5 protein-coding genes are annotated in these 13511 nt (G+C 60.1%); 1 reads left to right on the plus strand and 4 read right to left on the minus strand.

Annotation, left to right across the window (positions count from 1 at the left end; all coding sequences use genetic code 11):
• The first annotated feature begins 75 nt into the window (after nt 1-75).
• Nucleotides 76-417, plus strand: a complete 342-nt coding sequence (locus tag AAF358_09765) for a P-II family nitrogen regulator (GenBank protein ID MEM7705826.1) — start codon at nt 76-78, stop codon at nt 415-417.
• A gap of 1239 nt (nt 418-1656) precedes the next feature.
• Here AAF358_09765 and AAF358_09770 read toward each other — a convergent pair.
• From AAF358_09770 to AAF358_09785, 4 genes are all read right to left on the minus strand, one after another.
• Nucleotides 1657-1854, minus strand: a complete 198-nt coding sequence (locus tag AAF358_09770) for a hypothetical protein (GenBank protein ID MEM7705827.1) — start codon at nt 1852-1854, stop codon at nt 1657-1659.
• Between the two features lie 296 nt (nt 1855-2150).
• A complete protein-coding gene (locus AAF358_09775) occupies nt 2151-8009 on the minus strand; it encodes an Ig-like domain-containing protein (GenBank protein MEM7705828.1) in 5859 nt (1952 codons plus the stop codon).
• A 57-nt stretch (nt 8010-8066) separates the two neighbouring features.
• Nucleotides 8067-9050 carry a hypothetical protein gene (locus AAF358_09780; protein MEM7705829.1) on the minus strand — a complete coding sequence of 328 codons (984 nt, stop codon included), beginning with the start codon at nt 9048-9050 and terminating at the stop codon, nt 8067-8069.
• A 734-nt stretch (nt 9051-9784) separates the two neighbouring features.
• On the minus strand, nt 9785-13510 hold the full coding sequence (locus tag AAF358_09785; protein MEM7705830.1) for a magnesium chelatase subunit H: 3726 nt from the start codon (nt 13508-13510) through the stop codon (nt 9785-9787).
• Nucleotide 13511: the final 1 nt, after the last annotated feature.

Below are 13511 nucleotides of genomic sequence, written 5' to 3' on the forward strand. Positions count from 1 at the left end.
GTGGCATGGAGGCCTACCCCGAGTTCATGCATGGCGCCATGAAGTAAGCGATCTGAAACTAGGAGCTATAGACCAATGAAAATGGTGACGGCGGTGATCAAACCGTTCAAACTCGATGACGTACGTTCCGCCCTGTCCGAAGTCGGCGTGCAGGGCATCACGGCTACGGAAGTGCAGGGTTTTGGCCGCCAGAAGGGCCACACGGAGCTTTACCGGGGGGCCGAATACGTGGTGGATTTTCTGCCCAAGGTCAAACTGGAGATCGCCGTCACCGACGATCGGGTCGACGCTGTTGTTGAGGCTATCGCCCAGGCCGCAAATTCAGACCAGATTGGCGACGGCAAGATTTTTGTGCACGCCCTGGAGCAGGTAGTTCGAATCCGAACCGGCGAAACCAACGCTGAAGCGCTGAGCTGAAGCACTCCTGCTTATTCATTGCCGGCGGTGACGCCGGCAATGAAGTTTCGGCGCTTTGCGCGGCATCCCAGTTACCCGCTGGGTCGCGTTTACACCGGCGGTGGTAAGCCCACTACCGCCTCGTCTTAGTCCCGCCGAATCCTCATCCGAGGCGCGTAGCTTCCTGCGAGTGGCGTCGGCAAGATCAGCTTGAAACTGATTAACAGCAACTGCGCAGATAACGCGTTGCTTCCAGGCCACTGACCATCTCAGCTAAACCGCGACGTAAACCGCACCCAATCTCGCCAGCCGGGCAACCCGCACCGCAGCCCGGTATCGGCTCCGGTTGAATGCGCCAGCCGCCCTCATGTATCCAACCCAGACGTTGTGCTGCATTGGCTGTCCTGGCATGAAGGAGGGGCTGCCAAAGGCCTTGATCAGCCTAAGCACGCTGGGACGTACTTAGGTGGAATGGACCCGGGCCGGTGCAACACCCGGCGCGGCGAAGACTCCAAATAAGGTTATTGGGGGAATGGTGGAGATGGCCGTGATGTCGATGAAGCGGGCGCGGATCCCTTCCGGGCCAGGCCTGTACATTTTGGCTTCAGATTGATCCCATCAGTGGTGTGAGGAGGCAGCTGAGCGAGAGGGGCCCGTCGGTACACCTGTTCCGCAGCTTCGTCGGCATACAGCCAGCTCTCCCTGTGACGCGGGCTTGATTGCGTGGCGGCTGTCGTGACGACTGGCTCTTTTGAGTCGTCAATGCCGTACTCCAGCAGAATTTGCGTTCGACCCACCCCAGAAAAGCCGGATACCAACGTGGCAGCACTGCAGCAGCTTCAGTAAATGGCGATGGCGAATCACGCCGCACCAAGGGCCGGTGCCCAGCATGGTTCACGAATGGCGCGGGCATCGCCCGTCTACTGCATCCATTCAAGCCAAGCCGCGCCCAAAATATTCAGGTATCGGCCGATATTCAATTAGCAAAAGGCTTCAAGATCCTGAGGCAAACGCCATGACCGCTTTATGCCGGGTGGCTAGCGTGTTGCTGCTAAGGCCGAACGACGCCACAAGACTCTGCCAACCCTCATCAATAAAAAATCGAGAGTCTTTTTGACGCGGATAAAAGGATTGTCCGGCCCGCTGAGAAATTGCCGAAAAACGGCGGTCAGGACTCTAACGAACAGGGGAGGCGAACAGATGTAGTGGATTCCGCGCTGACGCCCGAGTCCGCTGTCTGGTGGTTTGATAAGAAGCGGGTTAAAAATTATTTGCCAGGTGGCGAGTGTGCGCTGCACGCTGACGTCTCGCAAAAAAACCCAGCAGCAGGCCCATCCAGGCGACCAGCGCCAACATCATCGTGACCGCTGGCAGATGGCCCGCCTGGATCATCCACAGATCGTAAATTAGGCAAAAGACTCCGGCGAAAACGCTCATGATGGTGTGGAAGTGTTTCATTTCGATCCTGCCTACCTGCTGTGCTGTTATCAGTAATACGTCCCAGCCGACAAAAAGTTGCAGGAATTAGCCGGTTGATTGGCTTTTTCACGCCGCAGGCAAAAATAAACTTGTAATTCAATAATTTAAGACGCGCACAACACGCCAAGGTGTTCATCAACGCTCGAGTGATATCGGAAGCGCCCCGTTGGGAGTGTGAGCGCTCTTCGCCAGCAGCACGGCCAGCCAGGCTGAAACCCCCACCCAAAAAAAAGCGCGGCCGAAGCCGCGCTTTTCTCCTTACTTGTGAGCTTCGGTTATTCGAAGCCGTTACGGAAGAGGCTCTCGCCAACGCTGATGACCACTTCAGCCTGGCCGGCAGCTGCACCATCGGTTACACCGTAGGTGAAGCGTTCGACGCCGGAGAAGTTGGCGTTGGGCTCGTAGGTGAACGTGCCGTCGGGGTTAACCGTCAGCGTGCCGTTCTGCACTCCTGAGAGCACCTCGTAGGCCAGCGTGTCGCCATCGATGTCGGAGTCGTTGTCGCTGAGGTTTCCAGCTACTTCGGCTCCAACCGCCGTGTCAAACGACTCACCTTGGATGACCGGGACGTCGTTCACCGCTGCGATGTTGATGTTCACCGCTGCGACGTTCGAGCTGTCCACACCGTTGTTCACCTGGAAGGTAAATGCGTCAGCACCGTTATAGTCGGAGCCAGGCATGTAGACCAGGTTCGGCGCGGTACCCGACAGCGTTCCGCTCACCGGTTGACTCAGCAAGGTGTAGGAAAGCACCCCACCCTGCGGGTCGAAGCCGGACAGCGTAATGGCGATCGGCGAATCCTCACTCGTGGTGGTCTCCAGGGCGTTAGCAATCGGCGGTCCGTTCGGATCGCTCACGGTGATGGACACCGTGGTCTCTGCCGAAGAGTCAGTGCCGTCAAGCGCGACGAACTGGAATGAATCCGTACCGACAAAGCCCGGGTTGGACGTGTAGGTCAGCACCGGCGGAATACCCGTGAGGGCGCCGTTGCTGGGCAGATTCACCACCGCGTAATCCAGCGCTGCGGTCTCCACGTCGGTTGCCGTCAAGGTGATAGCAACAGAGGTTCCCGAGTTGGTAGCCAGATTTTGCGGATCAGCCATGGGTACATCGTTGATCGAGTTGATCGTGATCGCCACGGTCGCTTCGTTGGAGGTGGAGGTTCCATCGCTGGCGGTGTACGTCAGCGAATCCACACCGTTGAAGTTCTCGTCTGGCGTGTAGGTCAACGTCGGCGGCGTACCGCTGATGGTGCCGTTGCTGGGACCGCTAGTCACCGTGAAGGTCAGCTGATCGCCGTCTTCGTCGGTTCCACGCAGCCTCACGAACGTTGCCACGTCCTCATCGGTTCTCACGTTACGGTTCAGCGCAACCGGAGGCGTGTTGCCCTGGTCGACCGTCACCGAATCGCTTGACGTCTGAGTACCCGGACCCGGAATCGGATCGCCGCCGGCATCACTCGGATCACCGCTCGCCGTTGCCTCGATGGCAGACGGCAGCCCGCTGGGCGCGGCAACCACGAAGTAGTAGGTCAGCTCACTGCCCGGTCCAAGCGGCGGTGTTCCGACCTTCAGCAGCATGTCGTCCAGCGTGATGTTGAGGGACGGCACTTCGACACTCAGGTTCGAGAAGAACGTGTCGCCGGTGTTCGCCAGATCCACACAGAAAGTGAGGGCCTGAGTCGTCTCGGCGGGGAACGTGTCGGAACCGCCACCGACGGCACACAGGTCGCCAGTATCGGAACCCAGGTACGCGGTCAGTGACAGAGACAGACCCGGTGCACCTTCAACCGTCAGACCCAGCGGCTTGGCTTCTGCCTGGTTGACGAAGTTACCGCCAACGTTCAGCTCAGCACTGTAGCTGCCGAAGGGCAGTGACGTTGAGTCGAAGGTTAGATCCAGCATCGCATCGCTGCCGGCGGGAATTGTTCCAACCTCGGGCTCAGCGCTGGCCCATGGCGTTGCCAGGGTCAGGTTAGCCGGCTCGACGGCGTAGATGGCGCTGGTGGCATTACCGACCACATACACCACACCGTTCGGATCCAGCCTGCTGCGGACCAGGTCGTTAATGAAGTCATCCGGAATGGCCGCGAGCGGCGTGTTGACGCCGAGGCTCGTGCCGAAGATGTCGGTGATTTCAGACTGCGTCACCTGACCGGCAGAGATCTCACCCACCAGCACATCCAGCTTGCCTTCGATGACATCCAGGCCGTTACCAAACAGGCCTGCGCCGGTGTCGAGGCTGGTCTGCGGAACCGGATAACCCGGCAGCAGATTACCCAGACGATCCACAGCGTAGATGTCGTCCGTCACGATGTCGATGTAGAAGAACGCGTCGAGCGTTGCGTCGTATTCAACACCGGTGATCAGACCACCAGGCGAGGTCGGCGGGATGAAGAAGTTCAGGAAGTTACCGTCGAGGTCGCCCTGAACCATTGCCGGGAAGTCAGCGTCCAGCCACCACAGGGTGTTGGTTGAGCTGTCGAAGGCCACACCGGTGGTCGTGCCGAAACTCGGATGCTGAATCGTTTCTTCGATAAACAGCGAGGAGTTGTAGCGCACGGTGTTGCCGCTGAACAGGTCAGCCACCCAGATGTCTCCTTCCGGCGACATGGTGATACCGAGGGGTGAACCCTCTGGATACGGTGCTGACAGCAGGACGTCACCTGGCAGTGCCGTGAAGTCGGCAGGCCCGCGCTGATACTCAGGCGCAGTAAGGGCCGCTGACTCACCGGCAGAACTGCGCCGGCCGACTGCGTTGTTGTTGCCCGAGGCTGACAGCGGTGCCGCCGGCAGACCGAAGTCGTAGCTGCCAATGTTCACCAGGTAGTCGAGGGCCAACGTGCCGAGGTTGCTGAGGACCAGCGGGTTGGTGACCGACTCGTTGCTGCCCAGCGTCTCAACGACCGCCGAGGAGTCAAACGCGATGGCAGGCGCATCGACCGCAAAGTCGAATACGGTGATACCACCTTCGGTGACTTCGACGTTGATCGTCGGATCAACATCACCACCGTTGGGTACATCGATCTCCAGCACGTAGAAGCCGGCGGTCAGGACGTCGAAGCTGTAGGAGCCATCTTCGCCGCTGAGGGCCGTAACGCTGGCACCGGCACGGGTCGCTGTGATGAGGGCACCTTCGATCGGCAGCGAGGTTCCCGCAACCGTGACCGTACCTTCAAGCGATCCACCACCGGCACTGCCGCCGACACCACACGTGGTGACCAGGAACTGCTCCATTAGCGCATCCCGGTTGGGTTGCGTCGGAACAGCCGGGAACGAGAAGCCCAGGTAAGCAGCGTTGTAGACGCCGTTGCTGACGCCGGTAGCGGCGACCTGAGAGTTGTTTCCGGAATCACCCTGGTAAGTGATGGTGTCTGGACCAATCGGGTCGAGCTGGTCGCTGAAGTTGCTAAAGCCAGCAGCGCCGTAGTCCAGGGTGTAGGGACCGAGGCCGGCAAACGCGTTGTCGCCAGTGACCGTACCCTGCGCGACGTCAGACTGGCCTGCGGCAACGCCGAGGTAGTCGGTCATCAGCGGGGTCAGTCCCTTGTCGAAGAAGTAGTCTTGCGAGCTGATCAGGAAGCAGCCGCCGCCATCGAGGTAGCTGGAGATCGCTACTTCGCTGTCGGCCGAAGGACCTGAGGTGCCCGGGAAGCCAAACTCGTCACCGCTGAACCAAACCACGGCCTGGTAGTCGCCCAGAGTTGCGGCGTCAGGTTCGGTGGTGTCGCTGTTCAGAGTGTCAAAGACGTCGAAGGTCAGGCCGAGGTTCTGCAGCGAGTCTGCATAGAAATCGCTGACGTCAGGCGTGTTGTCATCGTCGTCGACGAGCAGTACCAATGCCCCAGCCGCCGCTGCCACCGTGAAGGTGTTCACCGGCGAAGTGGCTGACTCGCCACACGGGTTGATCGCTGCGACGCGCCAGAAGTAGTCGCCAGGCTCCAGATCCATGTCTACGGTCAACGTGGTCTCGGTGGATTCCTGATCGACGACAATGGCGCCAAACTCACTCACCTGGAGGCGATAGCTGGTGGCGCCAGGTACGGCGGCCCACTCAAACGTGACGGTGCCGCCGATGTCGCGGATGCCGTTCACGGGCGCGATCAGTTCAGGTGCGTTCGCCGGTACCCCATTAGATACGCCCACGGTAACCGGAACGGCCCCGTCTTCGAGACCTGCGGCAGAGCCGATGAGGTCGAACGTATAGCTCCCAGAAGCGACGCTGCCGTCAACGGAAATCTGCGCAACGGTAGATCCTGGCGTCGGGTCAACTGGGTTGGCGGTGAAGTCCACCGTGAAGCCAGCCGGCAGGTTAGCCGTGCTCATGTCCACAGGATCAACAGCGCCCGTGCTCAGCGCTACGTCAAGACCGATGTCCTCGAGGTTGCCCGGAGTACAGACCAGCTGTTCGGTGTTGCCGGTGTTTTCGGTCAGCACAACGCGGTCTACGCCGCAGCTCTCAAACCGGAACGAGCACACGCGCGTGTTCCAGGTGACTGCGCTGGTGGCCGCGTAATACTCAGTCGTGTACCAGAAGGTACAGTTGTCGACCGGGTCAACGCTCATGGAGGAGTAGTCCACCCAGCGATCAGATCCGGTCTGGACGCCGCCGCCGTCGACACAGGAGGCTTCCGTTTGAAGCGTGCCTGCCGGGTCGGTGGCCTCGCGACCGGTGTAGTAAATTGAAGGCTCGGTGTTTTCGCTGCCCAGCGAGTAGCCGATGCCGATGTTGCCGGAGATATCCATCGCGATAGACGGCAGCCAGCGATTCTCGGAATCCGGCGCAAAAACGCCTTCATCAACGATGCTTGAAGCGCCGGAGGCGTAGTCGATTTCTACCCAGCGCACGCCCGCCTGATCGCCTCCGACGTCAACCGTGTGGCTGAGAACCAAACGGGTTGAATTCGGTGCGGAAGTCGGATTAACGCGGATTGCGGCCCGATACATCGTGAACTGACTGAGCGAATCGAGCAGCTGAGGCGTACCCGGCTGTGGGATACACGCGCCAAAACCGCAAAGTTCGGAGTCAAACTCGGCGGCAGATTCAAGCAGGGTTGGTGCCGAGAATGTTGAGTTAGCCGGCGTGTCGAAATCCGGGCAGAATTCCCAGATTCGATACCCGTCGGGTCCACCACCCACACCCCAGACTTCATCGTCAAAGGCCTGGATGATGACGTTACAGGTACCCGCGGGCGCAACGGCCGTTCCTTCAATGTGGCCTGGCTGCAGGGCAAAAGCAAAATCTGGGCTGCTGCCTGCCAGGTCCTCGAATTCGATAAAGGTTGCGGTCGGATCACCAGCCAGCATCGCGTCGCGATCGGCAGCGATGATAGACACGCCTCCGAAAGTTCCGCCGGGGAAGTTGTTGGTGGTCAGGTAGTAACCGCTGCTAGCGCCGGTCTCGTCATCGAAGATTCCGATTTTCGGATAGTCGATGCCCGGAATGGCGTACTCGTAAAGGTTATAGGCACCCAGGGGATCGTTGGTCTGGGAGATCGCGAAGCACTGGCGGCCGTTGGCGGAAACTGGCGCAGCAAACTGCGAGAAAAGCCAGCGATCGGCGACTTCGTCATACAGAACAATCGGGTCACCGTTGTTGTTCGATTCGCAGAGTCCGCCGAAACCTGTCCAGAAAATATTTCCTGGCAGGGGGCCTGCTGCGAGTGAACCGTCAGCCTTATTGAAGATCTTGACGCCCAGGTTCATGTACTGGATGTAGAAATTCAGACCGACGTCACCGTTCGGGTCAGGGGGCGAAATCTGGCCGCCGAAGACCTCAACGTTGTCCAGGTTGTTGTAGCCGTCGAAGCTCAGATCCAGCGTCGGAGCGCGCTTATCGGTTGGCGCTTTGCGAGTCGGATCGAAGGCCGGTGCCTGCTTGCGGCCGCGATCGAGAAAATCGGGCTTCAGAATGTTAGGCACGGTTTGCGGCTTTTGTTGCTCGCTGGGTCGGGCCGGTTGGTTGGCCTCAAATTCTCTGGCGAGCTGCCTCAGCGGCGGGGATACGCCGGTTCGCACGGCCTCGTGGACCTGTGGACCGTCTTTGGTTTGCGCCAGTGCAAGTGGCCCAAAGACCACGCTGGCGATAAGTAGTGGAACGAGGGTATAGAACCCCCTAAACGAGCGTCGTTTCACGCAGAACCTCCCAAGTTGAAATGGTCAAACGGGCTACCGTGGCTACGCCACAAGTGGCTACCGCTTGCTAACCCCCTGAACACGTTGTTGCAGCACCTGCCGAGCTTCAGCCGCCAAAAATGGCTGCGCCAAGGCCCGATAGATTTCCGTGAGCTCCCTCTCAGGTTGGGTTTTGCCAATGCCTCGAAGCGCTGCTTCCACAACACCCCGATGGGCAGCACCCATCCATCTGGCAAAAGCGGGTAGGTCCTTCTCCCCGGGTGAAAACTGATCCGCTAGCGCAATCAACGCTGTATAGACCAGCCCGGGCCAGTACATGTCGTTACGAACAACCGACACCGGCGTGGTATCGAGCAGCCCGCGAACCACCGTCCTGGCTCGTTCTGTGTAGCCATCGCTGGCAAATCCGATTCGCAGAGCCATTGTTCGCGCCATGGGGTCGCGGTTGACGTCTGCGGCAAAGTCCCAAACCTGACTGGTCTGGTCTGCATTGAACTGCTCCATCAACGAGGGACGCCCGAGAATCTCGGCGGCGCTGAGGCGTTGAAGGAAGGGATCTCCGACTCGCAGCTGAGCGAGCAAGAAGTCCGCGTGGTCTGAAGGGGAGTCAGCAAACTTGCGCTGGGCGGTACCGTCCAGCATCTCAATCGCGGCGGGCGAGGAACCGCTGATGATCTCGCCGGCCAGCAGGTTGCGCACAACCCGAGGCTCGGTTCGGTGATAGCCCTCGGCGGGGAAACGCTTCTTTTCCGCGTCGGTATAGGCGACGAGGTAGCGACCTTTGCCGCCGATGAGCGCAACCGTCGCGTCATCGAAGGCCAGCGTGATCGTCTTTTCGCCAGGCTCACCGGCAAGTTTTTGAATGACGTCAAACGTGACGGCTGCGCCGTCGATCTCGCTCGGGGTCGCAATGATTAGTCGATGGTTCGACTGATCCTGCAGGTCCCAGGAGGGCGGTTGCGTCTGGTTTGCCGCCCATGCACTGTTGGCAGCGATTATGAGGGAAAAAAGACAGACACGACGGGAGAAACGCCTGGCCATAGGCGACAGTTGAGCAACCAAATGGTCGCATTGGCGGGGTTTTTTTGCGCTGTGAAACAACACGGACACAACGGTAACAAATTGTAACAACGCGGAGCAAGCAGTTTCTCGGGTTTGGCACCACTCGGTCCGAAGACCCGGAATTTGCGGTTGCGGGCCAACGTGAGTTCGCGTGAACGGTGGCTGACACTACGCTTTCAAGCCTGGGTGCCAGCCTTAGAAAAACGTTATTAATGAATTAGTTAAGCAAATAATCGGCCGTTAGCAGCTGTGCCGACACGGCCGCTGACTGCGCAATTCAACCCAAGTGCGCCAAACGCTCCCCGCTGCGTGTTCGCCACCCTGACACGACGACGGCGAGAGGAGCTAGGCTTGCCGACACGTCAGTCGAACGCAGAAAATCCGCCGGATTGTTAACCCGAAACCCACGAAGTGTCGCTGTCGAGCAATCAGGTATTCTAGGCGTTGAAGATTTAGGGATATTTGTCATAATTGGCAGGCAAAAGTCCCGAATTTCACACCAAGCTCACGGAAAATCAGTGCCTTACCGGCTATTGCCACCAATTAACACTAACCCGAGCGCTGCCCAACGGAGTGCTAAGAGCCGAGCGGGATGTGTATGCGAGCCAATACAACGCCTCACGTCGGAATATGGCGGCAATGGTGCCGCCGAGGGTCGTTGTTAAGGATTTTGCTGCTTGCGGATCGGACGGACGCCGAGCAGGCGCCCTGGCTCAGTCAGCGCCTAGGGCGATGCCTTCCAGCCGATCCTCGAGCTCGTCGCCGGCCCGGTTGAGCGCTTCGAGCGTCTCCTCATCCGGGGACCAATAGTTCCGTTCGTGTGCCTCGATCAGGCGATTGGCCAGTCGTACCGACGCTTTGGGGTTGAGCTCAGCAATACGCTTACGCATCGCTTCGTCCAGCACAAAGGTCTCGGTCACCCGCTGGTACACCCATGGGTCGACCTGGCCGGTGGTGGCCGACCAGCCGACCGTATTGGTCAGCTGCGCTTCGATTTGCCGCACACCCTCATGGCCGTGTTCGAGCATCCCTTCAAACCACTTTGGATTCAGCGTTCGGGTGCGTGTCTCGAGCGCCACCTGCTCGGCCAGCGTTCGGATCTTGCCTTCGCCCTGGGTCTGGTCGCTGATGTAGGTGGGCGCCGCCTCTCCTTTCGCACACTTGACGGCCCGGCCGATGCCGCCGAGGGTGTCGAAGTAGTGATCGATGGTGGTCACACCCAGCTCCACCGACTCCAGATTTTGGTATGCCAGATCAACCTTGGACAGGACACTGTTGAGGAGCTCCGGCTGCGCGGTGGCGGTGCCCTTACGATTAAAGGCAAAACATTTACGCTGGCTGTACGCCTCGGCGAGTTCGTCATCGTCATTCCAGCTGCCGCTATCGACCAGCATATTGACGTTGGCACCGTAAGCGCCCTCAGCATTCGAGAAAACCCGCAGAGCGGCGGTTTCCAGATCGGTACCGTTACGCGCCATAAATGCCAGCGTGTTGGCCCGCACAAAGTTCATGGGCGCCGGTTCGTCTTCGGCGCTTGCCGCCAGATACGCCGCCTCGGAAAGCAGCCGCGTTTGCAGCGGCAGCAAATCGCGGAATATACCCGACAGGGTGGTCATCACGTCGATCCGCGGTCTGCCGAGCTCCTCCAGCGAAATCAATTCGGCGCCACAGACCCGACCGTAACCATCAAAGCGGGGGCGCGCGCCCATCAGCGCCAGCGCCTGCGCGAGCGGCGCTCCTTCAGACTTCAGATTGTCAGCCCCCCAGAGCACGAGCGCGATCGTTCGGGGCATGGGAGACCCGTCTGCCATGTGGGTGTCGAGTAGACGCTGCGCCTGCCGCTCGCCGTCCTGCATGGCGAACGCGGACGGGATGCGAAACGGGTCGAAACCGTGGATGTTGCGGCCCGTCGGCAGCACCTCGGGGTTACGAACGATATCGCCTCCGGGTGCCGGCGCCACAAAACGCCCATCCAGCGCTGCCACGAGGGCCGGCAGCTCCGCCTCGTGGGTCAGGAGTCGATCGGTCTCAGCCAGCTCGACGAGCAACGATCGGTGTTCGGTGTTGTCCGCCAGCTCGTCAGGCGTGACGCCGGCAACGAGTTGGCCAAGCGTATCCCGAGAGACCTCGCCATCATCGCGGCTCGCGGCAATGGCGGCCAGCATATCAACCCGATCCTGCTCGCTCGGCGCAACGCCGACGACGTGAAGGCCATGGGGAATTAGCGCATATTCCATTTCCAGGATTTTCTGGCCCAGCGCTGCCGCTTCCTGTGCGGGGTTTTCCCAGGCCGGCTCAGCGGGCGCCAGATCCACAAGCGCCGCCTGTGCCTGGATCAGTTCGAGCATCTCGGCGAGCTCGTTTTTGGCCGTTGGCGGCGTGCCGCGATAGCGCTCTAGCGTCGCCTTTAGATCATTGAGCCCCTGATACAGGCCCGCCTCCGTCAGCGGTGGCGTCATGTAGCTGATCAGCGTGGCGTTGGCTCGACGTTTGGCCAGCGCGCCTTCGGAGGGATTGTTGGCGGCATAGAGATAGTAGTTCGGCAAGTCGCCGATCAGTCGATCGGGCCAGTCGGCCTCGCCGAGGCCCGACTGTTTACCCGGCATAAACTCAAGGGCCCCGTGGGTGCCGAAGTGCAGCACCGCGTGGGCGTCGAAATCTTCCCGCAGCCATCGGTAGTAGGCGCTAAAGGCGTGAGTCGGCGCAAACCCCTTTTCAAAAAGCAGCCGCATCGGATCGCCTTCGTAGCCGAAGCTTGGCTGAATGCCGACAAACACGTTGCCAAACCGCTCTCCCAGCACAAACAGCGACGAGCCTGAGCTCAGCTGGCGCCCCGGCGCTGGGCCCCATTGCGCCTCGATCTCAGCCAGGTGGGTTTCCCGGCGAACGTAGTCATCCACCGCGATCACCTGGTGTACGTTGGCGTCCTGCCCATAGCGCGATGAGTTGCCGCCGAGCACGCGATCACGCAGCTCGTCGACTGTCTCGGGAATCTCAACGTGATAGCCCGCGACCTTCAGCGCACCCAGCGTTTGATGCAGCGACTCAAAGACCGACAGGTACGCAGCGGTGCCGGTGGCGCCGGCGTTCGGCGGAAAATTGAACAGGGTGATCGCAAGACGACGGTCGGCGCGCTCCGCGTGTTTCAGACGCACAATCTTCTGCACTCGGTCAGCCAGCCGGTCGGCCCGCTCCGTGCAAGCGATCATGTCTCTGCCGGCGGCGCCGTCTTTAAATTCACACTGGCGGGAACAGCCCTCACAATGCCCGCAGGTTGAACTCGAGCGTCCGCCAAACACCGAGGGTACGGTCGCACCGTCGATTTCTGGAATGGCGACCATGATGGTCGACTCCACCGGCGAGAGCCCGCGGTCGTCCTGGTTCCATTCCTCCAGCGTCTGAAATTCCAGCGCGTGGGCCGCCAGATAGGGCACATCCAGTCGCTTAAGTATTTCCTCCGCGGCCGCAGCATTGTTATAGGCGGGACCCCCAACCAGTGAAAAACCGGTTAGCGAGAGCACCGCGTCAACGGTGGGTTTGCCGTCGCGCATAAAAAACCGTTCGATCGCCGGCCGCTGGTCCAGCCCGCTGGCAAACGCCGGCACAACGCGCAGGCCACGATGCTCCAGCGCCTCGATTACCCCATCGTAATGGCGCGCATCGCCGACCAGCACGTAAGAGCGGAGCAGCAGCAGACCAACCGTTGGCGCAGCGTTTTTCGCCGGGAGATCTTCCAGCGATTCGGAAACCTTGTCTCGCAGGCTTGGATGATACAAACCCACTTCGGGATACTCGATGGGCGGCGGCACGTCGCCAGCGCCGGTGCCGGTCACGTACTTGGCGACAAGCAACCGGATCATGTTGGCGACGTTCTCGTCCGATCCGGACAGCCAGTACTGCATCACCAGGAAATACACGCGCAGATCTTGCGCCGTTCCCGGAATAAACTTCAGGATCTTGGGCAGGCGTCGCAACATGGCCATCTGCCCGGCGCCCGTGTGGCCGTTTTTTACACCCGTCTCTTTTTTGGGTCGAAGCTTCTTGAGCAGCGCCAGCGGACCCTTGCGCTCTCTCTTCATGTCGAGCTGGCCCATACGTGTCAGCTTGACCAGCTCTTCCGTTGATACGCAGCACACCATCGCTTTGCACTGCTCTCGTCGCTGCACGAGCGCGGGCATGATCGCTTGGACCTGATCGTCGACAAACATCATGGAGCAGACCACCAGGTCCGATGCGCTGACATCCTTGATGGCCGACGCCAGAGCGTCGGGATGGTTCGCCCACTCGGTGGCAGCATGCAGGCGGATTTCCAACCCCGGATAGTGCTTTGCAAGCGCCTTGTTGGCTCGCCCAATGGAGGCCGCCAGGTGTCGATCCAGGGTCACGATTGTCAGCAGGATCGACTGTCCAGCTTTTTTCTTATGCTTCGTTTCCCGCACT

This window comes from Pseudomonadota bacterium, from assembly GCA_039033415.1.
Lineage (GTDB): Bacteria > Pseudomonadota > Gammaproteobacteria > Xanthomonadales > SZUA-38 > JANQOZ01.

Coding starts and splice junctions, on each gene's coding strand:
- AAF358_09770 (MEM7705827.1), bottom strand. CDS start 1,854: ATGAAACACTTCCACACCATCATGAGCGTTTTCGCCGGAGTCTTTTGC.
- AAF358_09765 (MEM7705826.1), top strand. CDS start 76: ATGAAAATGGTGACGGCGGTGATCAAACCGTTCAAACTCGATGACGTA.
- AAF358_09780 (MEM7705829.1), bottom strand. CDS start 9,050: ATGGCCAGGCGTTTCTCCCGTCGTGTCTGTCTTTTTTCCCTCATAATC.